The 22,820-nt window shown below is 64.3% G+C and carries 25 protein-coding genes and 1 pseudogene; 20 read left to right on the forward strand and 6 right to left on the reverse strand.

Annotation, left to right across the window (positions count from 1 at the left end):
* Positions 1–379: 379 nt before the first annotated feature.
* Positions 380–646 carry a 30S ribosomal protein S20 gene (rpsT, locus tag Q0030_RS19410; protein WP_029079417.1) on the reverse strand — a complete coding sequence of 89 codons (267 nt, stop codon included), beginning with the start codon at positions 644–646 and terminating at the stop codon, positions 380–382.
* A 372-nt stretch (positions 647–1,018) separates the two neighbouring features.
* Between rpsT and Q0030_RS19415 the strand changes: the two genes are divergently transcribed.
* The 3 genes from Q0030_RS19415 (at position 1,019) to Q0030_RS19425 (ending at position 2,981) form a co-directional block, all read left to right on the forward strand.
* On the forward strand, positions 1,019–1,336 hold the full coding sequence (locus tag Q0030_RS19415; protein ID WP_223971711.1) for a hypothetical protein: 318 nt from the start codon (positions 1,019–1,021) through the stop codon (positions 1,334–1,336).
* Positions 1,337–1,450: 114 nt separating this feature from the next.
* The gene (gene msrA, locus Q0030_RS19420) at positions 1,451–2,107 is read left to right on the forward strand and encodes a peptide-methionine (S)-S-oxide reductase MsrA (RefSeq protein WP_298370396.1); all 657 of its coding nucleotides are present in this window, start codon (positions 1,451–1,453) and stop codon (positions 2,105–2,107) included.
* 196 nt (positions 2,108–2,303) lie between these two features.
* On the forward strand, positions 2,304–2,981 hold the full coding sequence (locus tag Q0030_RS19425) for a polysaccharide biosynthesis/export family protein (RefSeq protein WP_298370755.1): 678 nt from the start codon (positions 2,304–2,306) through the stop codon (positions 2,979–2,981).
* A gap of 94 nt (positions 2,982–3,075) precedes the next feature.
* Here Q0030_RS19425 and Q0030_RS19430 read toward each other — a convergent pair whose 3' ends face one another.
* From Q0030_RS19430 to Q0030_RS19440, 3 genes are all read right to left on the reverse strand, one after another.
* The gene (locus Q0030_RS19430; protein WP_298370398.1) at positions 3,076–3,747 is read right to left on the reverse strand and encodes a dienelactone hydrolase family protein; all 672 of its coding nucleotides are present in this window, start codon (positions 3,745–3,747) and stop codon (positions 3,076–3,078) included.
* A 111-nt stretch (positions 3,748–3,858) separates the two neighbouring features.
* Entirely contained in the window at positions 3,859–4,194 is a 336-nt protein-coding gene (locus Q0030_RS19435; protein ID WP_298370399.1) for a hypothetical protein, read from the reverse strand.
* Entirely contained in the window at positions 4,191–4,979 is a 789-nt protein-coding gene (locus tag Q0030_RS19440; RefSeq protein ID WP_298370400.1) for an alpha/beta fold hydrolase, read from the reverse strand. The genes Q0030_RS19435 and Q0030_RS19440 overlap by 4 nt, the downstream gene beginning before the upstream one ends.
* Positions 4,980–5,265: 286 nt before the next feature.
* On the opposite strand from Q0030_RS19440, the gene Q0030_RS19445 reads away from it, so the two are divergent.
* The 4 genes from Q0030_RS19445 (at position 5,266) to Q0030_RS19460 (ending at position 10,866) form a co-directional block, all read left to right on the forward strand.
* Positions 5,266–5,757 (forward strand): (2Fe-2S)-binding protein, encoded by a 492-nt coding sequence (locus tag Q0030_RS19445; protein WP_050425001.1) that lies wholly within the window; start codon positions 5,266–5,268, stop codon positions 5,755–5,757.
* Positions 5,754–8,039: a molybdopterin cofactor-binding domain-containing protein gene (locus Q0030_RS19450; RefSeq protein WP_298370406.1), complete on the forward strand. Its 2,286-nt coding sequence runs from the start codon at positions 5,754–5,756 to the stop codon at positions 8,037–8,039. The genes Q0030_RS19445 and Q0030_RS19450 overlap by 4 nt, the downstream gene beginning before the upstream one ends.
* A gap of 295 nt (positions 8,040–8,334) precedes the next feature.
* Positions 8,335–9,432, forward strand: a complete 1,098-nt coding sequence (locus tag Q0030_RS19455; RefSeq protein ID WP_298370409.1) for an HD domain-containing phosphohydrolase — start codon at positions 8,335–8,337, stop codon at positions 9,430–9,432.
* Between the two features lie 144 nt (positions 9,433–9,576).
* Positions 9,577–10,866 carry a cytochrome P450 gene (locus Q0030_RS19460; protein WP_298370411.1) on the forward strand — a complete coding sequence of 430 codons (1,290 nt, stop codon included), beginning with the start codon at positions 9,577–9,579 and terminating at the stop codon, positions 10,864–10,866.
* Between the two features lie 148 nt (positions 10,867–11,014).
* Here Q0030_RS19460 and Q0030_RS19465 read toward each other — a convergent pair whose 3' ends face one another.
* Together Q0030_RS19465 and Q0030_RS19470 are read right to left on the reverse strand one after the other, a co-directional pair.
* The gene (locus Q0030_RS19465; protein ID WP_298370414.1) at positions 11,015–12,595 is read right to left on the reverse strand and encodes an AMP-binding protein; all 1,581 of its coding nucleotides are present in this window, start codon (positions 12,593–12,595) and stop codon (positions 11,015–11,017) included.
* Between the two features lie 217 nt (positions 12,596–12,812).
* Positions 12,813–13,232, reverse strand: a complete 420-nt coding sequence (locus tag Q0030_RS19470; RefSeq protein ID WP_298370417.1) for a VOC family protein — start codon at positions 13,230–13,232, stop codon at positions 12,813–12,815.
* Positions 13,233–13,395: 163 nt separating this feature from the next.
* Between Q0030_RS19470 and Q0030_RS19475 the strand changes: the two genes are divergently transcribed.
* The 13 genes and pseudogenes from Q0030_RS19475 to Q0030_RS19535 all read left to right on the forward strand — a co-directional run bounded on the left by Q0030_RS19475 (position 13,396) and on the right by Q0030_RS19535 (position 22,778).
* Complete coding sequence (locus Q0030_RS19475) at positions 13,396–14,367, forward strand: tripartite tricarboxylate transporter substrate binding protein (RefSeq protein ID WP_298370419.1); 972 nt, start codon at positions 13,396–13,398, stop codon at positions 14,365–14,367.
* 209 nt (positions 14,368–14,576) lie between these two features.
* The gene (locus tag Q0030_RS19480) at positions 14,577–14,825 is read left to right on the forward strand and encodes a DUF3551 domain-containing protein (protein WP_298370757.1); all 249 of its coding nucleotides are present in this window, start codon (positions 14,577–14,579) and stop codon (positions 14,823–14,825) included.
* A gap of 134 nt (positions 14,826–14,959) precedes the next feature.
* Positions 14,960–15,421: a metalloregulator ArsR/SmtB family transcription factor gene (locus Q0030_RS19485; RefSeq protein ID WP_298370421.1), complete on the forward strand. Its 462-nt coding sequence runs from the start codon at positions 14,960–14,962 to the stop codon at positions 15,419–15,421.
* Positions 15,406–15,768 (forward strand): annotated as a pseudogene (locus Q0030_RS19490) (SRPBCC domain-containing protein); the annotation flags it as partial. The gene Q0030_RS19485 and the pseudogene Q0030_RS19490, both read left to right, overlap by 16 nt.
* An 18-nt stretch (positions 15,769–15,786) precedes the next feature.
* Complete coding sequence (locus Q0030_RS19495; protein ID WP_298370423.1) at positions 15,787–16,524, forward strand: thioredoxin family protein; 738 nt, start codon at positions 15,787–15,789, stop codon at positions 16,522–16,524.
* A gap of 85 nt (positions 16,525–16,609) precedes the next feature.
* A complete protein-coding gene (locus tag Q0030_RS19500) occupies positions 16,610–16,969 on the forward strand; it encodes a DUF1428 domain-containing protein (protein WP_298370426.1) in 360 nt (119 codons plus the stop codon).
* Between the two features lie 128 nt (positions 16,970–17,097).
* Entirely contained in the window at positions 17,098–17,715 is a 618-nt protein-coding gene (locus tag Q0030_RS19505; RefSeq protein WP_298370429.1) for a hypothetical protein, read from the forward strand.
* On the forward strand, positions 17,702–18,082 hold the full coding sequence (locus Q0030_RS19510) for a transcriptional regulator (RefSeq protein ID WP_223971751.1): 381 nt from the start codon (positions 17,702–17,704) through the stop codon (positions 18,080–18,082). The genes Q0030_RS19505 and Q0030_RS19510 overlap by 14 nt, the downstream gene beginning before the upstream one ends.
* A 30-nt stretch (positions 18,083–18,112) precedes the next feature.
* On the forward strand, positions 18,113–18,853 hold the full coding sequence (locus tag Q0030_RS19515; RefSeq protein ID WP_298370435.1) for a di-trans,poly-cis-decaprenylcistransferase: 741 nt from the start codon (positions 18,113–18,115) through the stop codon (positions 18,851–18,853).
* Positions 18,854–18,962: 109 nt separating this feature from the next.
* On the forward strand, positions 18,963–20,489 hold the full coding sequence (bchE, locus tag Q0030_RS19520) for a magnesium-protoporphyrin IX monomethyl ester anaerobic oxidative cyclase (protein ID WP_298370437.1): 1,527 nt from the start codon (positions 18,963–18,965) through the stop codon (positions 20,487–20,489).
* 124 nt (positions 20,490–20,613) lie between these two features.
* Positions 20,614–21,024, forward strand: coding sequence for an aminoacyl-tRNA deacylase (locus tag Q0030_RS19525; protein WP_298370440.1), 411 nt, complete (start codon positions 20,614–20,616; stop codon positions 21,022–21,024).
* A gap of 54 nt (positions 21,025–21,078) precedes the next feature.
* Entirely contained in the window at positions 21,079–21,234 is a 156-nt protein-coding gene (locus tag Q0030_RS19530; RefSeq protein ID WP_298370443.1) for a response regulator, read from the forward strand.
* A 305-nt stretch (positions 21,235–21,539) separates the two neighbouring features.
* Positions 21,540–22,778, forward strand: a complete 1,239-nt coding sequence (locus tag Q0030_RS19535) for a threonine ammonia-lyase (RefSeq protein WP_298370446.1) — start codon at positions 21,540–21,542, stop codon at positions 22,776–22,778.
* Positions 22,779–22,820: the final 42 nt, after the last annotated feature.

The raw sequence follows: 22,820 nt of genomic DNA on the forward strand, positions 1-22,820 counted from the left end.
GGTCTCGCGCCGGTCATTTTTCCAATCGCTGCTCAGCGCTATGTGCATAAGTAATTCGCGACGCGTGAGTTTTCACGATTACTTTTGCAGGGTAACCCGCGTCGCAATTTTCGACGCGAGATGCCGCGCCCTATTCCATTTATCGCGCTTAGCGCCGAACAATCTGCGCGAGTGCGACGCATTAAGCATATTGGGCCGGTAGAACTACGGACGCGACGAAACATGACACGCAGTTCGTTGCGCGGCAACGCCGACTCTTCTCGCGCTATGAAACTTCCACGACAAAATGCGAGGCCAAAACAAAAAGCCCGGCGCGAGCCGGGCTTCGTGACAAATGGGTTGTTCAGTCAGCTCACGCGGCGAGCTTTACTCGCTGAGCTTACTTGGCGAGCTTGGCGATGCTCTGCGTAAGGCGCGACACCTTCCGGCTCGCGAGGTTCTTGTGAATGATGTTGCGCTGCGCTGCCTTCATCAGTTCGGGCTCGGCCTTGCTCATCGCCTTGAGTGCCGCCTCGCGGTCGCCGCTCTTGATCGCTTCCTCGACGGTGCGAACCGCGCCACGCATCTGCGTGCGGCGCGATTTGTTGACGATGGTGCGGCGAGCAATCTTGCGGGTCGCCTTCTTGGCGGAGGTGGTGTTGGCCATGGTTCTCTAACTGTCCTTCGGCGGTGATCGCTCGGTGGTCGGGCTTGCGCGCACCGGCCGGTTCAAATCTCAACTCTGATGTATTTGTCCAAGGTGGTTTTCTTGGGTGTCCTTGAGGCGGCCATGCCAAGGCGCATAATGCTGCCCCCGCATGCGGCACTGTCCAAAGAACAGCGGCGGCAGGATTGCGCCCGCCGCCATCGGCCGGTCTTATAGATGGCGCAGGCTTAACCGTCAACGCTTTCGGGACCGAAAAAGGGCCTGAAATCGGCCTCGCGGGGGCCGGATAAGTCGCTGAAGAGGTTGAATTTCCGGGGGGCGCCCGGTAAGGCCTGTCGACGCGTGGGGCGCGACAGGGAGTTAGGGTGACGCATGATCCGCGGCTTTTTCCGCCTGATCGGCCTTTTGCTGCTGGCCGGCAGTTTCATCTTCATGGTCTATGACGGGGCCCGCTACGTCGCCGACCAGAGCCTGCGGTTTACCCAGTTCGGCCAGTTCTGGAACGATATCCACCAGTCGAGCCAGCAGGCGTTCCATGCCTGGGTGGATCGCTTCGCGCCCTGGCTCTGGAACGACGTGATCCGCGTGCTTCTGGAGCAGCCGGTGTTCGCGGTGCTCGGCATTGCCGGCATCCTGCTGATGATCCTATTCCGGCCGCGCAAGCCGCTGATCGGCTACGCGCGCGACTGAACGGGCCGCAACGGTCAGTAACGGGGCTGCCATCATCCGCGTAAGGACATATATAGGTGACAGCCGGCCCGCAGGCCGTTGCCGCGTCGGCCGATGTCCCGCCCGGAGGTATCCATGTTGTTCATGCGCAAGACCACCGCGTTGCCAAGCGCCGCCGAGGCGCTGCCTGGCCGCGCGACGCCGATCCCGACCGCGACCACGCATTTCGTCAATGGCAGCAAATTGACGCCGCCTTATCCGCAAGGCCTCGAGCAGGCCGTGTTCGGGCTCGGCTGCTTCTGGGGCGCGGAACGGAAGTTCTGGGAACTCGGCGACGGGATCTACACCACGGCGGTCGGCTATGCCGGCGGCCATACGCCGAACCCGACCTATGAAGAGGTGTGCTCGGGACGCACCGGCCACACCGAAGTCGTGCTGGTCGTGTTCGACCCGAAGAAGATCTCCTACGAGAAACTGCTGAAGACGTTCTGGGAGAACCACAACCCGACGCAGGGCATGCGCCAGGGCAACGACATCGGCACGCAGTATCGTTCCGCGATCTACACGTTCAGCGACGCGCAGCGCAAAGCCGCCGATGCGTCGCAAGCGATGTATCAGAAGGCGCTTGCCGCCAAGGGCCTCGGCGCGATCACGACGGAAGTGGCACCGGCCGGCGAGTTCTACTTCGCCGAGGACTACCATCAGCAATACCTCGCCAAGAATCCGGCGGGCTATTGCGGGCTCGGCGGCACCGGCGTGTCCTGCCCGATCGGCGTCGGCGTCAACGCCTGATCGCTCTTGTCATGCGCTAAATCGAGGGGGAGGCGGGCGTTCCGGCTCCCACTCGGTCCTCGAAAACCTTTTATTAACCATAAGTGGTGCAAGACTGGGCTTGTCTCGCCGTTGAGGGATAGGTCCGGTGCCGGTTGCACACGCGTTACGATTGCCGATCACTGCCGTTGTGGCTGCGCTCGCGCTGTCTGGCTGCATGAGCACGTCCGGTCCGGTCGCCGTCGGCCCGCAAGGTGTCGATGCCGTCACCTATGGACCGGGCTACGCACCCGCTCCGGTTGCTGACGGAGGCGGCGGTGCCATCAGCGCACTACGCTCCGCCTTCGCCAGTGCTTCTCCTGGTTATGGCTATGCCGCGCCGGTCGCCGCCCCGGTGGTCTATGCCGCCGCACCGGGTGGGCCCGCCGGTTACGACAACTCCTATCATCTCGGCCCGGGCGACAAGCTCCGCGTCGTGGTCTACGGCCAGGAAGGCCTGACCAACTCCTATGCGATCGACGCCGCCGGCTCGATCACCATGCCGCTGATCGGCTCGGTGCCGGCGCGTGGCCGCACGCCGGCCGGGCTCGCCGGTGAAATCTCTGCACGGCTGCGCAACGGCTTCATCCGCGAGCCTTCGGTGGCGGTCGAGATCGAATCCTACCGGCCGTTCTTCATCCTCGGCGAGGTCCAGGCTCCGGGCCAGTATCCCTACGTGCCGAACATGACCGTCGAGAGCGCGGTCGCGATCGCCGGCGGCTTCTCGCCACGTGCCCGCCGCGACAGCGTGACGCTGACCCACACGGACGCGTCCGGCGCCGGCCGCTTCGTGGTGCCGCTGGGCACACCGATGAGCCCGGGCGATACGGTGTTCGTCGGCGAGCGCTGGTTCTGACCACCGCTCGTCATGCGCGGGCTTGACCCGCGCATCCATTTACGAAGAGTCTCCCGAAGAAGATGGATTGCCGGGTCAAGCCCGGCAATGACGGTCAGCGCAGATGCTTTCCAAAAAATTCCATGCTGCGCGGCCAGGCGGTCTCGGCGCTCGCCTTGTCGTAGCTGGCGCGCTCGTCGCAATGGAAGCCGTGCTGCGCGCCGGGATAGATGAAGACCTCGACCTCGGGCCGCTTCGACTTGATGGTCTCGACATCGCTCAAGGGAATGCCTGCATCCTTCTCGCCGAAATGCAGTTGCGTCGGCACGGTCGGCCTGTCGTCGGCGAAGCGCACGACGGCGCCGCCGTAATAACCGATCGCGGCCGAGAGCCCGGACAGCTTGGTGGCGGCCGCATAGGCGATACTGCCACCGAGGCAGAAGCCGATGATGCCGACCGGCCCGACCGACTTCACCGTGTCGATCGCCGCCTGGCTGTCGCGCAGCATCGCGGCAAAGTCCGGATTGGCGACGAACTTCCGCGCCTCTGCGACTTCGTCGGGGGAGTAGCCGCTCTGGAAGTTCGGTGTGATGCGGTCGAAGATCGACGGCGCAACCGCGACATAGCCTTCCTTCGCCAGCCGGTCGCAGACCGAGCGGATGTGGTGGTTGACGCCAAATATCTCCTGGATCACGACAACAGCGCCCTTCGGCGCGCCGGCGGGATCGGCGCGATAGCCGCCGAGTTCAAATCCGTCCGAAGCTTTCAGTCTGATGTCTTGTCCCATGGTCCATCCTTGTCATGTTGGGGGTTGCATGAAGCTTTCGATGATGAAGGCGCCTCATATTTTGAGCATGATCTTCTCGGAAAACCGCTCCGCACTTTTCCGGATCATGCTCTAGCGCCACATCCAGTTCTCGCCCCAGTCGCCCTTCCAGCCGGCGAGCCGGCCCTTGCGGAATTGCAGGAAGAGGCGGTCATGGTGCGGGAACAGCCCGCTGCCCCCGAGGTCGCGGAAGGTCAGGAAGATCTCGTTGCCGGGCCGCCCGCTGACATAGGTGAGCGGCGTGCCCAGTGCGCGCTGCGCGTCCGCGACGTCCATGCCGAACACCAGTGGCGTGTTGTTCGACAGCGTCGCAGTGAAGGTAGACGGGGCAGTTACGAACGGCAGCTTCTGCGCGCTCGCTTCTGTTGCGGCGGCAGTCAGCAACAATGCGACGGCGATCGTCTTCATGACGCGGTCTTTTCCGGCGCACTCGCTTCAAGGCTATCGAGGAACGGCAGCACGGCGGCGATGAAGGCTTGCGGCTGATCGATGTTGACAGCATGGCCGGCGTTCGGAATCACCGCCTTCTGTGCGCCCGGGATCTTCGCCGCCATGTAATCGGACGCCGCCAGGAACGGCGTGTCGTCGGCGCCGACCACAACCAGCGACGGCACCTTGATCCCGGGCAATGACTCGATCACCCGCGCATCGCGTTGCGCCAGCATGCCGCGCGCGGCGAGCGCCAGGCCCTTGGCATTGCGATGCGTGACCGACGCGCGCTCGGCGCTCAGCGACTTCAGCACCTCGAGCCCTTCGCGATCGAAACGGTCGCCGGTGTCGCGGGCGCGTGTGTTCCAGACCTCGCGGGCGTCATCCTTCTTGAATCCCGGGCCGGTGTCGATGATCAACAGCGCGCGCACCCGCTCCGGATGGGCGCGGTGGAAGGCAAGCGACATGTAGCCGCCGAGCGACAGGCCGCCGACGATCGCCTTGTCGGCGCCGGCAACGTCGAGCAGGGCGGCGATGTCGCCGACCGTCGCCGCTTCGCTATAGGCATCCGGATTTTCCGGATAGTCGGACTGGCCGTGCCCGCGCATGTCCCACAGGATCAGTTTGTGCCGCTTCGACAGCGCCTCGATCTGGCCGTGCCACATCGCAGAGGTCGACGAATAGCCGTGGGTGAGGATCAGGGGTGGGCCGCTGCCGTGAATCTCGTAGTAGATATCGACGCCGCTGCGGTTGAGCTTGGCCATTGACGGGCTCCTTCTGCTGTCGATGTCAGGTCCGGCAGCGCTACCGACCTTGGTAGGAGTGATCGATATGGCATCAATACTGGCATTTCAAAGCTTCATGCCGTTTCCGCATCGCACAACCGGCAGTTTCCGAAATTTATTCTTTTCGAGCAATTCCAAATTGGATTGCCTCCAGCCGGGAACCGGATCATTGTTTCGGCAACTGTCGCTTACCCGGTGGGCGCCAGCCATGACCCAACAGTGAGTTGCCGCCGTAAGCGGCTTCCTACACCGGAAGGGGAGAGAGATGCCAAATCTCAATATCAACGGACGGAATATGTCCGTCGAAGCGGCCAATGACACGCCGCTGCTTTGGGTCATCCGCGAGCAATTGCAGATGACGGGCACCAAATTCGGTTGCGGCGCCGGTCTCTGTGGCGCCTGCACGGTTCATCTCAACGGCGAAGCGGTGCGGTCCTGCCAGACCTCGCTCGCCGACGCCGTCGGCAAGAAGATCACCACCATCGAAGGCCTCTCCGCCAAGGGCGAACATCCCTTGCAGAAGGCCTGGGTCGCCGAGCAGGTGCCGCAATGCGGCTACTGCCAGTCCGGCCAGATCATGCAGGCGGCAGCGCTGCTGTCGAAGAACACCAACCCGACGAAGGAAGAAGTGGTCGCGCATATGGATGGCAATCTCTGCCGTTGCATGACCTATTCACGAATCCAGAAGGCGATCATGCGCGCTGCGTCCGACATGCGCACCGCATCGGCCACCGGATCCGAGCGGAGGGCCACATGAACAAGCACGTGAAAGACCTCGCCCCCGAGACGACCGATCTCAGCCGCCGTTCCTTCCTGGTCGGCACCGCTGCAACCGGTCTCGTGCTCGGCTACGCCGCGTCCGGCATCGACCACGCGCTCGCGGCCCCTGCACCCGCCAACTTCGAGCCGAGCGTCTGGTACGCGATCGCGCCCGATGGCCTCGTCACCGTGACCTGCGGCAAGGCCGACATGGGCCAGCACGTCGCCTCGACGATGGCGCAGATCGTGGCCGAAGAGCTCGGCGCGAACTGGAAGGACATGCGGGTCCAGCTCGCCTCCAACGATCCGAAGTTCAACGATCCCGTGCTGGGCGCGCAGATCACCGGCGGCAGCTGGTCGACGATGATGAACTTCGACGCCATGAGCCGCGCCGGCGCTGCCGGCCGTATCGCATTGACCGAGGCGGCGGCGGCCTCGATGGGCGTGCCGGCCAGCGAGCTGGTGGTGCGCGCGTCCACGATCAGCCATCCGAAGTCGAAGAAGTCGATGTCATTCGCCGAGGTGGTGAAGAGCGGCAAGGCGACCAAGACCTTCACGGCGGATGATCTGAAGGCGATCAAGCTGAAGTCGGCCGACCAGTACACCATGATCGGCGTCTCGGTGCCGCAGCTCGACATTCCGTTGAAGGTCAACGGCACCGCCAAGTACGGCATCGACGTGATGCTGCCGGGCATGGTCCACGGCGCGCTGGTCACCCCGCCGGTCCGCTACGGCGCCACCGTGAAGTCGGTGGACGATAGCGCGGCCAAGAAGGTGCCGGGCTTCATCAAGGCCGTCACCCTGGACGACAAGACCACGACCACGACCGGCTGGGTCGTCGCGGTCGCCAACACCTACGCCAACGCCAAGAAGGCGGCGGCGGCGCTGAAGATCGACTACGATGGCGGTCCGAACGCCAAATTGTCGAGCGAATCGCTGTTCGCCGAGGCCAAGCGGCTTCAGGGGTTGAGCGATTCCGGCGAGTTCTTCGTCAAGGACGGCGATCCGAACGCAGCCTTCGGCACGGCGGCCAAGGTGTTGGAGGCGGAATACACCACCAACATCAACATCCACGCGCCGATGGAGCCGATGAACGCCACCGCGGAGTTCAAGGGCGACATCCTGCACATCTATTCCGGCAACCAGTTCGCGACTCGCTCCGGTGCGATCGCAGCCGGCGCCGCCGGGATCGATCCGAAGTTCGTGGTGATGCACCAGATGTGGCTGGGCGGCGGCTTCGGTCGGCGTCTCGACGCCGACATGATGGTGCCTGCGGTGCAGGCGGCCAAGGCCGTCGGCAAGCCGGTCAAGGTCATCTACACGCGCGAGAACGACATGACGATGGATTTCTCGCGTCCGCTGACCTACCAGAAAGTAAAGGCCGGCGTGGACGGCGACGGCAAGCTCGTCGCATTGAGCCACGACGTGGTCTCAGCCTGGCCGACCCAGCGTTGGGGCATCCCCGACTTCCTGTCGCCTTCGGTCGACAAGAAGGGACCGCTCGACGCTTTCACCGTGAACGGTTCGGACTTCTTCTACACCGTCCCCAACCACTATGTGCGGGCGATCAAGAACGAGATGGCGCACAACGCCACCCCGTCGGGTCAGCTCCGTTCGGTGGCGCCGGGCTGGACGTTCTGGGCGGTCGAAAGCATGATCGACGAGATCGCGCATGCGACCGGCAAGGATCCGGCCCTGCTTCGCGTCGAGTTGCTCGACGGCAAGGGCAAGAACGACGGCGGCGCGCAGCGTCTCCGTAACACCTTGCTCGCGGCGATGGGTCTCGCCGGCTACGGCACCAAGAAGCTGCCCAAGGGCGAAGGCATGGGCGTTGCCTGCGTGTCGTCGCAGGAGCGCGCCACGGCGAGCTGGACCGCCTGTGTCGCCCACGTCGCCGTCGCCCCCTCGGGCGAGGTGACGGTGAAGAAGCTGACGGTTGCGACCGACGTTGGTACGCAAGTGAATCCCGACGGCATCCGGGCCCAGGTCGAGGGCGCGGCACTGTGGGGCATGTCACTGGCGCTGTTCGAGAAGGCGACGTTGAAGGACGGCGGCATCGAACAGACCAATTTCGACAGCTACACGCCGCTTCGGATGAGCCAGCTGCCGGAAGTCGCGGTCAACGTCATCGCCAATGGCGAGAAGGCGACCGGCGTCGGCGAGCCTGCGGTGACGGTGGTGGCGCCGGCGATCGGCAACGCCGTCTTCAATGCGGTCGGCGCCCGCGTCCGCGGCCTGCCGATCACCGCGGAGGCCGTCAAGGCTGCGATGAAGGCGTAACGGCCTGAACCAATGAAGACGCCGGAGAGCACAGCGCTCTCCGGCGTTTTTCTTTGCTCCAAGCGTCGGCCGGGTGGGGGCGGCGTCGCCGTCTTTGACGCCGCGAAAATTCACGATTCGTCGGCGCTGCGGCCGCCCGCCATCATTTTCTGCCGGCCTGATTCCGCTGGTGGATTCCGCGGTTCCTCAAATTGTATCCATTGCGCTTAACCGCCGTTCAGCATCCCCATTAAGCCGGAGGGAACGCATCGTCAGGTAGCGTCCCGGCGTCGGTCGTTACCGCGACGGGGATTGCATGACAGCTTTAGCCAACAACCAGACTTCGAAGCGCCGCCTGCTGCTGGCGTCGGATCGAAGCGATCAGAGCAACGAACTCGCCAGCATCCTGCGCTCGGTGGGCGAGGTCGACACCGTTCCGACCTCGGATATTCCCGAGCAGCCGGCCCACGATCTCTCCGGCATTGTGGTCGACATCAATCTGCGCTCGCCCGAAGCCGTGCAGATGGTCCGCGCCAAGCTGCAGGCCGACGCCTATCGCGAGATGCCGCGGCTGTTCGTGCTGGCGGATGCGCTGCATCACGCCTCGATGCAGGCCTGGGCGCTCGGCGCCACCGACACGATCTCGCGGCCGTTCGACGCGCGTGGCATCCTGCAGCGCATCCGCGCCGCGTTTCCCGACAACAGCGGCTATGACGAGACCGATCGCGGCAAGGCGCTCAACCGCGGCGTCGAGGCCGCGCACGGCGTGATGGTCAAGATGTTCGAGCGGATGCGCGCCGGCGAGCCGCTCAAATTCGAGGACATCGTCGCCGCCGAAAACAAGATCCTCAAGGCGATCAAGCACAATTCGCTGCGTGAATGGCTGACCACGGTCGGCTGCCATCACCAGGAAACCTATCGCCATTGCCTGTTCGTGACCGGCTTTGCGGTGGCGTTCGCGCAGCACCTCGGCATGCGCGACGACGACCAGCGCCGGCTCGCCCGTGCCGCGCTGCTGCACGATGTCGGCAAGGCTTTCGTTCCGGTCGCGCTGCTCGACAAGCCCGGCGCTTTCACGGTCGAGGAAATGGCCGAGATGCGAGAGCATCCGCGCCGCGGCTACGAGGCGCTGTCGGCGCAGGGCGGCTTCCCGCCGGAAATGCTCGACGTGATCCTGCATCATCACGAATTCCTCGACGGCACCGGCTATCCGAACGGCCTCAGCGGCAACCAGATCAGCGACATCGTCCGCGTCACCACGATCGTCGATGTCTATGCCGCTTTGGTCGAGAAGCGCGCCTACCGGCTGCAATTCACCCACGCCAAGGCGTTCTCCATGATGGAGGAGATGGGCGGCAAGCTCGACCAGCAATTGCTGCAGGCGTTCCGCCCGGTGGCGTTCGGGCATTATTGAGCCCCACGTCATCGCTTCGTCGCTCCGCGCAATCGCGCCTGCAGCGAGACCTTTAGCCAATCAACGCAAGTCGTCCTCCTTACCTCCGCCTAGATTTCGGCGATCATCGGCGCGCGACCGGTGCTTGGGCAGATGAGGACGATCATGGACACGGCAACGACCGGGGATTTTGATATCCCCGCCAACATCGCGGAAACCCTCGTCGATCCCGTCGCCTATGCCGACGATCGCATCCACGACAGCTATCGCTGGCTGCGCGCCAACAATCCGCTCGGCATCGCGCGGCCCGACCGCTTCGACCCGTTCTGGGTGGTGACCAAGCACGCCCATATCCAGGCGATCAGCCGCCAGAACGATCTGTTCCACAATGCCGACCGCCCGACTACGCTGACGACGCAGGCGCTCGAGGAGCGCGTCCGCAAGATCACCGGCGGGCCCAACCTGGTGCGCTCGCTGGTGCAGATGGACGCGCCCGACCATCCGAAATACCGCGCGCTGACGCAGGGTTGGTTCATGCCGGCCAATCTTGGCAAGTTCGAGGGCCGCGTCCGCGAGATCGCGCGCGCCACGGTGCAGCGCATGCTCGAGCGGGGCGGCGCCTGCGATTTCGTCGAGGACGTCGCGCTCGGCTATCCCCTGCACGTCATCATGGAGATCCTCGGCGTGCCCGAGGCGGACGAGCCGCGCATGCTGAAGCTGACGCAGGAGCTGTTCGGACCGCAGGATCCCGACACCGCGCGGGTCCGCGACGCGCTGAGCGCGGAGCAGGTCTCCGCGATGCTGCAGGCGATCATCGCCGACTTCTCCGCCTACTTCCGCAAGATCACCGAGGAACGTCGACAGAACCCGCGCGACGATCTCGCCACCGTGATCGCCAATGCGAAGATCGGCGGCGACTACATGCCGGAGCACGATCAGACCAGCTATTACATGATCGTCGCGACCGCGGGCCACGACACCACCTCATCCTCGACCGCGGGCGCGATCTGGGCGCTGGCCAGGGATCCTGCGGAATTCGCCAAGGTGAAGGCCAACCCGGAATTGATCCCGGGCCTGGTCGACGAGGCGATCCGCTGGATGACGCCGGTCAAGCATTTCATGCGTTCGGCCACCGCGGATACCGAGCTCGGCGGCCGCAAGATCGCGAAGGGCGACTGGCTGATGCTGTGCTACGCCTCGGGCAACCGCGACGAGGACGTATTCGAGGACCCCGATCGCTTCCGCAGCGACCGCAAGCCGAATCGCCACGTCGCGTTCGGCTATGGCGCGCATCTCTGCCTCGGCCAGTATCTGGCCAAGCTCGAGATGCGCATCCTGTTCGAGGAGCTGCTGCCGCACCTGAAATCGCTGTCGCTCGATGGCGAGGTGAAGATGACGCAGGCCTATTTTGTCAGTGGCCCGAAGAAGCTGCCGATCCGGTTCGAGGTGAATTGAGAACTTCGCGTCGTTGCGAGGAGCGAAGCGACGAGGCAATCCATACTTCAGCGTATGCTGAGCGGTGGATTGCTTCGCGGAGCCTGTCATCGGGCGCGCGTTCGCGCGACCCGTTGGCTCGCAATGACGGCGAGGCAGAGCGCCGTTCTTACTCCAGCATCTTCCGCAGCTCTGCCTTGGCAACCTTCTCCAGCGTCGAGCGCGGCATCTCGTCGACGAAGCGGATCTCGCGCGGCACCTTGAAGTCGGCGAGCGCGGAGCGGCAGGCGGTCATGACCTTGTCGTGCAGGTCGGCGGGCAGCGCCGCGACGCCGGTTTGCGGGATGATGAAGACGACCGGCACCTCGTCTAGCATCGGATGCTTCTTCGCCACCACGGCGGCCTCGCGCACACCCGGCACCACCGCGATCACCTGCTCGATCTCGGAGGCCGCGACATTCTCGCCACCGACCTTCAGCATGTCCTTGGAGCGATCGCCGAACCTGACATAGCCGCGCTCCAGCATCGTGACGCGGTCGCCGGTGATGAAATAGCCGTGCTCGTCGAAGCTCTCCCGCGTGGCCTTCTCATTGTGCAGATATTCGGCGAACAGCGACAGGCCGGGGATGCCTTTGATCAGGAGATTGCCGGTCTCGCCGACGCCGGTCGGCGCGCCATCATCGTTGGTGATGCGGATTTCGTATTCCGGCGCGGCGCGGCCGATCGACATCGGCGGGTTCGGCTGGTCGACCTCGCCGATGATGCCGTGGGTGATGGTCTCGGTCATGCCCCACCAGCCGATGATCTTGATGCCGAACACCGCGAATGCCGGCGGCTCGTTCACGGCAGTGCCCCAGAGGCGGAACTTGTGGTTCTTCGGAACCTCGTGCTCCAGCAGCGCCTTCATGCAGAACGGGATCGTCGAGGTCCAGGTCGAGCCGTGCTCGAGCGCGACCGGCCAGAAGCGGCTCGCCGAGAAGCGCGGCTGGATCACGCAGGTCGCGCCGACCCACAGGCTCGCCAGCATCGAATAGGCCAGCGCGTTGGTGTGAAACAGCGGCAGATAGGTCTGGTGCACGTCAAAGGCGTGCAGGTCCTGATGGGCGGCGTTGATTTTGGCGCCCCACAGCGCGTTGGCATGCGTCCACAGCACCGCCTTCGGCCGCGACGTGGTGCCTGAGGTATATTGCACGCTGCACGGTGCGAGCGGATCGATCGGACGCTTCGGCCGATCGGCGCTGTCGGCGAACAGCGCGTCAAAACTGTCGCCCCGCGCGGGCGCCTGTGCCGGCGCCTGCCCCGCATCATGCGAGGTCACCGCGATCCAGCGCAGCCCCTTGCAGTTGGCAGATATCAGTTCGGCATACGCCGGCTGAGTGATCGCGGCGACCGCGCCGCAATGGCCGGCAAAATATTCGATTTCGGCCGCAGCCGAGCGGGTGTTGGTGGTGACGGCAATGGCGCCGAGCTCGACGCAGGCGAACCACGACATGATCGCCTCGACGCAGTTGTCGAGATGGATCAGGACATAGTCGCCCTGCTTGATGCCGCGCCCGGCGAGGCCGGCCGCGAGCGCGCCGACGCGTTCGTGGAATTCGCCGTAGCTCCAGCGCCGCGCCGGCGCATCGAACGGCGCCCAGACCAGAAACGGATGATCGCGACGCACCTCGGCGCGCATGCTGAGCAGCCATGGCACGTCGAGCCCCGCAAACGGTCCCACGATGCCCGGCACTGGCTGTGAATGGGTCATATGTCCTCCCGCGCAGCCTTGCCGGCCGCCATCGATCTTGGTTGGGACCAGTTCTGCCATCGGTGTGCGCCGAGAGCAAATCGGGATTTGCAAAACAATCTTGCGCTGAAGCGACGAAGCCATCCGTTCCGTCGCACGGAACGGATGACTCTATTCGCGCAGCCTGTCTTCGAGCGTACATTCGCGCGAATAGTTGGCTCGCAATGACGAACGATCGCTAGGTTGCGTCCCTCTCATACGACGAGATCTCGATCAGGCTGCCGTCGGGGTCGCGGCAATAGACCGAGCGCAGCGTGCCGCGCGCACCCTGCTTGGCGACGGGGCCTTCCTCGATCTTGACACCATGGGCCTTCAGATGCGCGACCACCGCCTCGGGCGTGCTCAAGGTGAGGAAGCAGAGGTCGTCGCTGCCGGCCGCTTCATGATCAGCGGTGAACCATTCCACCTTGTCGGCATCGCGCGGCCGCACATTGATCTTCTGCTTGCCGAACACCAGCGAGGTGCGCGGTGTCTTGCCCTTGCCGGGGTCGAACACCTTCACCTCCATGCCGAGGATCCTGCTGTACCAGGCAACCGAGCGCACGACATCGGTGACGTTGATCACGAGATGGTCGAGCCCATTCACCTTGACGGACATGATCGATCCTCTTCGGTCCGGAGCGTTGCAGCTTAGTCTTTCGTCGCGGTCAGTGTCGCACGTGTCGCACTGGCCGCTTCAGACATTGTTTGTTAGAACCGCGCCGCACGCAACGCAACAGAAACGGGCAGGGGTCAAACCCTGCGGGATTGGGAGAGACTTCATGATTTCACGCCGCGCCGCGTTGGGCCTGATCGGGTCGGGGATTTCGACATTCGCGATCGGCCGCGCTTCGGCTGCCGACTATCCGGCGCGGCCGGTGCGCTGGATCGTGGGCTATCCGCCGGGCGGCGCCACCGACATCATCGCGCGCCTGATCGGGCAGCGGCTGTCGGAGAAGCTCGGCCAGCAGTTCGTGATCGAGAACAAGCCGGGCGCCGGCAACAATATCGGCACGGAAGCTGCGATCAATGCCGAGCCGGACGGCTACACCGTGCTGCTGGTCAATCCGGCGAACTACATCAACGCCTCGCTCTACGCCAATCTGAAGTTCAACTTCGTGCGCGACGTCGCGCCGGTCGCTTCCTTCAATCGCGTGCCGAACGTGATGACGGTGAACAAGGACGTGCCGGCGAAGAACGTCGCCGAGTTCATCGAATATGTGAAGGCCAATCCCGGCAAGGTGAACATGGCCTCATCGGGCAACGGCACCTCGGTGCACCTCTCCGGCGAGATGTTCATGTCGATGACGGGCTGCAAGATGCAGCACGTGCCGTATCGCGGCGCCGCGCCTGCGATCACCGACCTGCTCGGCGGCCAGGTGCAGGTGATCTTCGACAACATGCCCTCGATCATCCAGCACATCCGCTCCGGTTCGCTGCGCGCGCTCGGCGTGACCACGACGGCGCGCTCCTCGCAATTGCCGGACGTGCCCGCGATCGCCGAGACCGTGAAGGGCTATGAGGCGAGCGCACTGTTCGGCATGGGCGCGCCGAAGAACACGCCGAAGGAGTTGGTCGCCAAGCTCAACACCGAGATCAACGCCGTGCTCGCCGAGCCCGACATGAGGAAGCGCCTGGTCGAGCTCGGCGGCGACTCGCTGATCCAGACGCCGGAAGCCTTCGGCAACGACATCAAGGCTGAGACCGACAAGTGGAAGAAGGTGGTCGAGTTCGCCGGCCTCAAGGTCGAGTAGTCGCACGCTGCACGCGCGGGACGAATCCGGCCGCGAGGGCGGACTTGTCCTGCCCTCCGGCTGCAAAAAGTTGACTGATCTTGATGCGGAATAGAGTGGCCTTCAGGAACCATACCGGTTATGCCGCGCTTGATTGACTGCGGCTCTTCAGGACCGGAACGGGTGGGATCATGCGCACATTGCGATTGGCAGTGCTGATGATGGGAACGATGACGCTGGCCGGCGTGGCCGGCATCGATCGGGCGTCGGCCGATCCCTATGATTACCCGTGGTGCGCACAGGGCCCGAGCCTCGGCTATCCCGGCGAGTGCGCCTATCGGACTTACGATCAGTGCCTTGCGAGCGTGTCCGGACGCTTTCTTGCTTGCGGAGAAAATCCGCGCGTCCTGTTTCGCGAGCAGCTCGAGCTGGAGCAGCCTCTGCCGCACCGTCACCGGCATCGGCACCACCGGCAGTAGCCGCCGGCCGGGAGGGCGCTTCTGCGCTCTGCCTGCCGATCGTCCCAACCATCCGGCGTCGTGGCGCCCCGGCATTGACGTGATCGTGAAGCCGGGCGCTTGACGCCGCGCCGTTTGCGTCTATACTAAACCAAATGGTTAAGTATCAAGACGAGACGCTGGACCGCACCTTCGCGGCGCTTTCCGATCCCACCCGCCGCGCGCTGCTGGCGCGGCTCGGCGAGCAGGAAAGCCTGTCGGTGAGCGAGCTGGCGCAGCCATTCGCGATGTCGTTGCCGGCGATCATGAAGCATCTCGACGTGCTCACGGATGCCGGCCTGGTCGCGCGCGAAAAGACCGGCCGCACGGTGGCGTGCCGGCTCACCGCGAGGCCGATGGAGCAGGCGATGAACTGGCTCAATCGCTATGCGCAATTCTGGTCCGACAATCTCGACCGCCTCGCCGCTTTTGTGGAGGAAGACCCATGGCAATTAAATCGGCAAACCAATCCGCAGCCGACGCCGGCCTCGCCGCGCGCCCAAGCCTCACCCTCACGCGGCGCCTCCGCGCCCGGCCGGAAAAAGTCTACGCCGCGTGGACCGAGCCGGAAAACCTAGTGCAATGGTTCGGCCCGGGCCAGGTCAAGCCCGGCACGACGCAGGCCGAACTCGATGTCCGTGTCGGCGGACGCTACCGGATCAAGTTCACCGGTACCAACGGCGAGTATCACGAGGTCGGCGGCGTCTATCGCGAGGTGGTGCCGAACGAGAGGCTGGTGTTCAGCTGGGCCTGGCATTCGACGCCGGAGCGCGAGTCCGAGGTGACCGTGTCGATCAAGCCCGACGCCGGCGGCACGTTGCTCACCTTCCATCACGCGCAGTTCGTCGACGAGACCGCGCGCGACAACCACCAGCGCGGCTGGACCGAATTCCTCGGCAATCTCGCTCAATACGTCGACGCCTGAACCGCAAAGGAGCATCTCATGCAACAGCACAAGATCGTTTCGCGTGACGAATGGATCGCGGCCCGCAAGGCGCTGATGACCCGCGAGAAGGAACTTACCCGGGCCCGCGAGGCACTGAGCCAGGAGCGCCGCGAACTGCCGTGGGTGAAGGTCGACAAGGACTACGTGTTCGACGGACCGGATGGCAAGGTGACGCTCGGCGATCTCTTCAAGGGCAGGCCGCAGCTCGTGGTGCAGCACGTGATGTTCGCGCCGGAGTGGGACGCAGCCTGCAAGAGCTGCTCGTTCTGGGTCGACGGCTTCGACCGCATGGTGCCGCATCTGGCGGCGCGCGACACCACGATGGTGGCGATCTCGCTTGCGCCGTTGGCCAAGCTCGAGGCCTTCAAGCAGCGGATGGGCTGGACCTTCGACTGGGTGTCGTCGGGCGCCAACGACTTCAATTACGATTACGGCGTGTCGTTCACGCAAGGCCAGATCGATGCGGGGGACGCGAAATACAATTATGGAACGACCCCGCTCTATGGTCCCGAACTGCCCGGCATCAGCGTGTTCTTCCGCGACGAGAAAGGGAGCGTGTTCCACACCTACTCGACCTTCGCGCGCGGCCTCGACATGATGAATGCCGCCTATCACTATCTCGACCTGACGCCGCTCGGCCGCCACGAGGAAGGGTTGCCCTATCCGATGGATTGGGTGCGGCTACGTGACCAGTACCAACCGGCGCCGGTTCAGGCATCCTGCTGTCACTCCTGATCGTCATTGCGAGCCAACAGGTCGCGCGAGTGCGCGCCCCGTTGGCTCCGCGCAATGACGGGGAACCAGATAACAGGAAACGCCCATGCCCTACGTCGATGGTTTCGTCGTCGCCGTGCCGAAGAAGAAACTCAAAGCCTACGCCCAGCTCTCGAAAATGGCCGGCAAGGTCTGGCGCGAACACGGCGCGCTGGATTATCGCGAATGGGTCGCCGACGACGTCAAGCCGGGCAAGCTGACCTCGTTTCCGCAAAGCGTGAAACTGAAGGCCGGCGAAACCGTCGTGTTCGCCTGGATCACCTACAAGTCGCGCGCCCAGCGCGACAGGATCAACGCCAAGGTGATGGCCGATCCTCGCCTGGCGTCGTCGATGGATCCGAAGACGGCGCCGTTCGATGTCAAGCGCATGATCTATGGCGGCTTTACCAGCCTGGTGAAGGTCTGAGGCGTCGCGCTTTCGCCGCAATCCGTGCAGTAACTGGCTGTTAAACATCACGCGCGGCAAGTGGCGCGTTGCCGCTTGCGTTTGCTTGGTGATCCCGTATACTTTGCATTACAAAGTTCGGGCGAATCATGCGCGACCTCGACAAGGCGTTGGCCGATATTCTCGCGATCCGCAGCCAGATTGCGGCAGGAACCGCATTCCGCGGCTACGGTCCGGCGACGGTCGCCGCCACCAGCGGCATCGCGCTGGTCACGGCGCTTGCCCAATATCTCTGGCTCGCCGATCCCACCGGCCATCCGATCGTATTCCTCGCGGGCTGGGCCGCAGCCGCGTTCCTCTCTGCGGTCTTGATCTGGATCGAGATGCAGGCGCGCTCGCGGCGGCATCATTCGGGCCTGGCGGACGCGATGGTCCAGCAGGCGATCGAGCAATTCGTTCCGGCTGTTATCGCCGGCGTGCTGCTCGCGATCCTGCAATGGAAATTCGCGCCCGAGACGCTGTGGATGCTGCCCGGCCTGTGGCAGGTGCTGGTCAGCCTCGGCGTATTCGCCTCGGTTCGGCTGCTGCCGCGCACCATCGCGCTCGGCGGCGCCTGGTATTTCCTGTCGGGCTTCACGGTGTTGCTGATCGCAAGCCAGAGCCACACACTGTCGCCCTGGACCATGGGCCTGCCATTCGCGATCGGCCAGTTGCTGCTCGCAGCACTGTTGTATTTCGCTTCCGGAGGCAATGATGTCGAAGACTGACGTGACCACCGCGCCATTCGCTTATGATGGCCTCGACCGCGTCATCCACGAGAAGGCGCGGCTCGGCCTGCTGACCTCGCTGATGGCGCATCCGAAGGGGCTCGCCTTCGCCGATCTCAAGCAGCTCTGCGGCCTGACCGACGGCAATCTCAGCCGGCATCTGCAGGTTTTGCAGGAGGCCGGCCTCGTCGACGTCATCAAGGGCTATGAAGGCAATCGTCCGCACACCACCTGTCGCCTGACCAAGAGTGGCCGCCGCCGCTTCCTCGATTATCTCGCTGTGCTCGAGCAACTGGTGCGCGACGCGGCCAAAGCCGCCGGCAAGCACGAAGGCGCGCCCGGACGGCTCGGCGTTCAGACGATTTGATTATTCCATTTTTTACCCGGAGACTTTGTGATGCAAAGTAATGTTGCGCTCAAGCCGGAAGCCGTGGCAAGGCTCCATGTCGGTATCATCATGGACGGCAACGGCCGCTGGGCGACGCGGCGCGGCCTGTCGCGCCTGCGTGGACATGAGGCGGGCGTCGAGGCGATCCGCCGCATCGTCGAGGCCGCACCGGACCAGGGCGTCGGCACGCTGACGCTCTACGCGTTCTCGAGCGACAATTGGCGCCGTCCGAAGGCCGAGGTCACGGCGCTGATGGGGCTGTTGCGGTTCTATCTCGCCAACGAGATCGCAGCCCTCGTGCGCAACGGCGTTCGTCTCACCGTGATCGGCCGCCGCGACCGGCTGCCCGACGGCATCGCCGCCGCGATCACGCGCGCCGAGGCCGAGACCGCGGACGGCACCACGCTGCATCTGCGCATCGCGATCGACTATTCGGCGCGCGACGCCATCCTGAACGCCGCCGCGCGTGCCGCCGGTGCAGGCCAGCTGAGCCGCGAGGCTTTTGCCGATCTCATCACCGGCGAAGCCGGCCTGCGCGACGTCGACCTGATCATCCGCACCTCGGGCGAGAAGCGGCTGTCGGACTTCCTGCTCTGGGAAGGCGCCTACGCCGAGCTGCATTTCACCGAGCGGATGTGGCCCGAATTCAATGCCCACGATCTCGCCGACGCGCTCGCCTCCTTCAATCGCCGCGAGCGCCGCTTCGGCGGACTGACCGCGATCGCGCCGGCAGAGGTGGCGAACCTCTAGCGCGCAGTCGCGCTTCCAGTAGTTCCTAAAGCCCGGCCGGGGGTTGGGCTCTCCTTACACAAGATGCGGGGACGAACGATCACGCCAACCAAAGCGGGAGCGATCATCCATGCGCATTCTTCTCATCAACGTGCCTCATCCGGCGATCGGTAGCCGGATCCCCGACGATCATTTGCCGCCGCTCGGGCTGCTGTCGATCGGCGGTCCCCTGATCGACGATGGACATGAAGTCCGGCTTCTCGATGCCGAGTTCGGGCCGATGCCGCTTGCCGCTATCCTGGCGGAGGCATCGCGGTTTTCGCCGGATGCGGTCCTGCTCGGCCATTCCGGCTCGACCTCGGGCCATCCGGTCATCACCGAGGTGGCGCAGGCGATCGTCAGGGCGGTGCCCGGGACGCTGATCGTCTATGGCGGCGTATTCCCGACCTATCACTGGCGTGAAGTGCTGCGCGAGGAGCCTTACGTCACCGCGATCGTGCGCGGCGAGGGCGAAGAGACTGTGCGCCGCCTGATGCGGGCGCTGGAATATGGCGGCGATCTCGGCAGCGTCGACGGCATCGCATTCCGCGACGATGGTGGACCGCGTGCCACACGGCCCGCGCCCGTCATCCGCGATCTCGATGCCTATCGCGTCGGCTGGGAGTTGATCGATCACGCGCGCTACAGCTACTGGGGAGGGCTGCGCGCCGTCGTGGTGCAGTTCTCGCGCGGCTGTCCGCATCTCTGCAACTATTGCGGCCAGCGCGGCTTCTGGACTCGATGGCGGCACCGCGATCCCGTGCGCTTTGCCAAGGAATTGGCACGGCTCCATCGCGAGCACGGTGTCAAGGTGATCAACTTCGCCGACGAGAACCCGACTGTCTCGAAGAAAGCCTGGCGGACCTTCCTCGAGGCCCTGATCGCGGAGAATGTCGATTTGATCCTGGTCGGCTCGACCCGCGCCGACGACATCGTCCGCGATGCCGACATCCTGCATCTCTACAAGAAGGCTGGCTGGCAGCGCTTCCTGCTCGGCATGGAGAATACCGACGAGAAGACGCTGGAGCTGATCCGCAAGGGCGCGACCACCACGATCGATCGCGAGGCCATCCGTCTGATGCGCCGGCACGGCATCCTGTCGATGGCGACCTGGGTGGTCGGCTTCGAGGAGGAGACCGATCGCGATCACTGGCGCGGTTTGCGGCAGCTGTTGTCCTACGATCCCGATCAGATCCAGATGCTATACGTCACGCCGCATCGCTGGACGCCGTATTTCCGTCTCGCGGCAGAACGGCGCGTCATCCAGACCGATCGCCGGCTCTGGGACTACAAGCATCAGGTGCTGGCGACACGGCACATGCCGCCGTGGCGGGTGCTGCTCTGGTTCAAGTTCACCGAGATGGTGCTGCAATGCCGCCCGAAGGCCTTGCTCCGCGTGCTGTTGCATCGCGACGCCGGACTTCGTCATGCCATGCGCTGGTACACGCAGATGGGACGCCGGGTCTGGCCGCACGAGATTCTCGGCTTCCTGCGCGCTCGCAGGTTGAGGCACGGGCCGACGGTGCGGGAATTTTGGGGCGCGCCGCAGGATACGGAAGAGGAATCGATGTCGTCGCAGCGGCCTGAGCGCCGCGTCGGTACATCACGCGCAGCGTAAATCGATACCGTCATGCCGTCTTCTGGATAACTGGCGCTGATGACTGGACGTTGGAGTCATCAGCACGATAATTTCCAGATCGGCTGCGCAGAACAAAAAGAACCGTGGCGGTCGAGGCTTTGAGTTGAGCATACAGGTTGCGATTCTAAAAATATTGGCCAGTCACGTCAGCGGGAGAGCCACGCTCGATTCACTCAAGCACGACCTCGCCATTCTCTCCTCGAGCGGCGACGATTGGCATGCGCGGATCAAGCGCCTGGCGTCTCGGGTTTTCGAACTCGACATCTTTAGCAATCGCTATGTGCTGCGTGACGTCGAAGGCTGGGAGATCACAGCGGCCGGTCGTGAGTTCCTGCGCGCGCTGGAGGCCGTCACGCAAGATAATCTGCCGCCTGTGCCATTGGCCGAGCCCGCAATCCGCGAAGAGGGCAAGCTGATCGTGGTCGGTCACCGCTTCAGGAACAAGGCACGGCCGCAGCGTGACCCGGAGCCGAGTGCATCGGTGCGCCGCCGGCCGTTCCGCGAGCCGCGTTGAACCTCATGGCCCCGCGCGCGACCTAACTTCGGGACGTGGCTCTGGAGGTCGCAAATGACTGCTTTGGCTCAATCGATCGCGCGCGTATTCCCGGCCAATTCGCTTCGGAGCAATATCGCTCGGCATGTCCTGCTGTTCGCCTTTGCGGCGTTGTTCGTCGCGGTGCTCAGGGCAAGCTATGGCCTCGATCTGAGCGCGGGCTTCTTCTGATTTTTCCGGCGGCACGTCATATTGGGTTAACCGGACCGGGATAGCTAAGCGTACGCTTTCCTTGCATCTCGAACCCGGGCCGATCTTCCATGGATAAGCCGATGCGCTGCCGGTGCGGCAGGATGCGCACCATTGTGCTCGACAAGCATTTCCGGACCGCGCTGATTTGCCCCAAATGCGATGAGATCGAGCTGGCCGGGCCGGCCAAGCCGGAGGAACCGGTGTTGACCGTACGATAGCGCGGTCGTTTTCGGCACCGAAACACGCTAGGTTCCGTTTGACGAAACGGTCCAAAGCGAAACCCGATGCCGCATCCTTCCGATACTACCGCCGTCACCCTTGCTGACGTGACTCTTGCAGACGTGCGCCGTGCCGCCGACGTGATCCGGGATTCGGTCATGGTCACGGCGTGCAACGAGAGCCGCACGCTGGGCGAAATCTGCGGCTGCCGCCTGTTCCTCAAATTCGAGAACCTGCAGTTCACCTCGACCTTCAAGGAGCGCGGTGCGCTGAACCGGCTGCAGGCGCTGTCCCCCGAAGAGCGCAAGCGCGGGGTGATCGCGATGTCGGCCGGCAATCATGCCCAGGGCGTGGCCTATCACGCCAGGCGGCTCGGCGTCCCCGCCACCATCGTGATGCCGGTGGGCACGCCGATGGTGAAGATCGAGAACACCAGGCGGCACGGCGCCGAGGTCATCATCACCGGACAGACGCTGGAGGAATGCTTCGCGTTCGTCAGCACGCATGCCGCAGAGCGCGGCCTGATCCTGATCCACCCCTATGACGATCCGCTGATCATTGCAGGACAGGGCACGATCGGGCTCGAAATGCTCGAGGCGGTGCCGGAGCTCGATATCCTGGTGGTGCCGATCGGCGGCGGCGGGCTGATTTCGGGTATCGCCACCGCCGCGAAGGCGATCAAGCCGTCGGTGCAAATCGTCGGCGTGCAGGCCCAGCTCTATCCGTCGATGTACAATGCCATCAAAGGCGAGCAGCTGCCGATGCGCGGCGATACGCTTGCGGAGGGTATCGCGGTCAAGGCGCCCGGGCAGATCACCACCAGAATCGTCCGCGAACTCGTCGACGACATCGTGCTGGTCAGTGAGGACCAGATCGAGCGCGCGGTCGCGACCCTGATCTCGATCGAGAAAACGGTGGTCGAGGGCGCCGGTGCCGCCGGCCTCGCGGCGGTGCTCGCGGCACCCGAACGCTTCGCCGGCAGCTCAGTCGGCCTCGTGCTGACCGGCGGCAATATCGACACAAGGCTGATCGCCTCGGTGCTGACCCGCGAGCTGGCGCGCGAGGGGCGGCTGACCCAATTGGCGCTCGACATCGTCGACCGGCCCGGACAGCTCGCGGCGGTGTCGATCCTGCTTGCGGATGCCGGCGCCAACATCATCGAGGTCTCGCACCAGCGCACCTTTTCCGATCTGCCGGCCAAGGCGACGCTGCTCGAGCTCGTGATCGAAACCCGCGACCGCGCGCATCTGGAAGAGGTGCTGGCGAGGCTCGGCGCCGAGGGATTTGCGGTGCGCGAGAGCTAGCTAGCAGCGCTTTGCGCACCCGCGAGTCGAAGCACCTGAACC

Source organism: uncultured Bradyrhizobium sp. (genome assembly GCF_947648125.1).
Classification (GTDB): Bacteria; Pseudomonadota; Alphaproteobacteria; order Rhizobiales; family Xanthobacteraceae; genus Bradyrhizobium.

Bases quoted from the DNA above. Each gene is read 5' to 3' on its own strand.
- rpsT (WP_029079417.1), bottom strand. From the start codon at position 646: ATGGCCAACACCACCTCCGCCAAGAAGGCGACCCGCAAGATTGCTCGC.
- Q0030_RS19415 (WP_223971711.1), top strand. From the start codon at position 1,019: ATGATCCGCGGCTTTTTCCGCCTGATCGGCCTTTTGCTGCTGGCCGGC.
- msrA (WP_298370396.1), top strand. From the start codon at position 1,451: ATGTTGTTCATGCGCAAGACCACCGCGTTGCCAAGCGCCGCCGAGGCG.
- Q0030_RS19425 (WP_298370755.1), top strand. From the start codon at position 2,304: ATGAGCACGTCCGGTCCGGTCGCCGTCGGCCCGCAAGGTGTCGATGCC.
- Q0030_RS19430 (WP_298370398.1), bottom strand. From the start codon at position 3,747: ATGGGACAAGACATCAGACTGAAAGCTTCGGACGGATTTGAACTCGGC.
- Q0030_RS19435 (WP_298370399.1), bottom strand. From the start codon at position 4,194: ATGAAGACGATCGCCGTCGCATTGTTGCTGACTGCCGCCGCAACAGAA.
- Q0030_RS19440 (WP_298370400.1), bottom strand. From the start codon at position 4,979: ATGGCCAAGCTCAACCGCAGCGGCGTCGATATCTACTACGAGATTCAC.
- Q0030_RS19445 (WP_050425001.1), top strand. From the start codon at position 5,266: ATGCCAAATCTCAATATCAACGGACGGAATATGTCCGTCGAAGCGGCC.
- Q0030_RS19450 (WP_298370406.1), top strand. From the start codon at position 5,754: ATGAACAAGCACGTGAAAGACCTCGCCCCCGAGACGACCGATCTCAGC.
- Q0030_RS19455 (WP_298370409.1), top strand. From the start codon at position 8,335: ATGACAGCTTTAGCCAACAACCAGACTTCGAAGCGCCGCCTGCTGCTG.
- Q0030_RS19460 (WP_298370411.1), top strand. From the start codon at position 9,577: ATGGACACGGCAACGACCGGGGATTTTGATATCCCCGCCAACATCGCG.
- Q0030_RS19465 (WP_298370414.1), bottom strand. From the start codon at position 12,595: ATGACCCATTCACAGCCAGTGCCGGGCATCGTGGGACCGTTTGCGGGG.
- Q0030_RS19470 (WP_298370417.1), bottom strand. From the start codon at position 13,232: ATGTCCGTCAAGGTGAATGGGCTCGACCATCTCGTGATCAACGTCACC.
- Q0030_RS19475 (WP_298370419.1), top strand. From the start codon at position 13,396: ATGATTTCACGCCGCGCCGCGTTGGGCCTGATCGGGTCGGGGATTTCG.
- Q0030_RS19480 (WP_298370757.1), top strand. From the start codon at position 14,577: ATGACGCTGGCCGGCGTGGCCGGCATCGATCGGGCGTCGGCCGATCCC.
- Q0030_RS19485 (WP_298370421.1), top strand. From the start codon at position 14,960: ATGGTTAAGTATCAAGACGAGACGCTGGACCGCACCTTCGCGGCGCTT.
- Q0030_RS19495 (WP_298370423.1), top strand. From the start codon at position 15,787: ATGCAACAGCACAAGATCGTTTCGCGTGACGAATGGATCGCGGCCCGC.
- Q0030_RS19500 (WP_298370426.1), top strand. From the start codon at position 16,610: ATGCCCTACGTCGATGGTTTCGTCGTCGCCGTGCCGAAGAAGAAACTC.
- Q0030_RS19505 (WP_298370429.1), top strand. From the start codon at position 17,098: ATGCGCGACCTCGACAAGGCGTTGGCCGATATTCTCGCGATCCGCAGC.
- Q0030_RS19510 (WP_223971751.1), top strand. From the start codon at position 17,702: ATGTCGAAGACTGACGTGACCACCGCGCCATTCGCTTATGATGGCCTC.
- Q0030_RS19515 (WP_298370435.1), top strand. From the start codon at position 18,113: ATGCAAAGTAATGTTGCGCTCAAGCCGGAAGCCGTGGCAAGGCTCCAT.
- bchE (WP_298370437.1), top strand. From the start codon at position 18,963: ATGCGCATTCTTCTCATCAACGTGCCTCATCCGGCGATCGGTAGCCGG.
- Q0030_RS19530 (WP_298370443.1), top strand. From the start codon at position 21,079: ATGACTGCTTTGGCTCAATCGATCGCGCGCGTATTCCCGGCCAATTCG.
- Q0030_RS19535 (WP_298370446.1), top strand. From the start codon at position 21,540: ATGCCGCATCCTTCCGATACTACCGCCGTCACCCTTGCTGACGTGACT.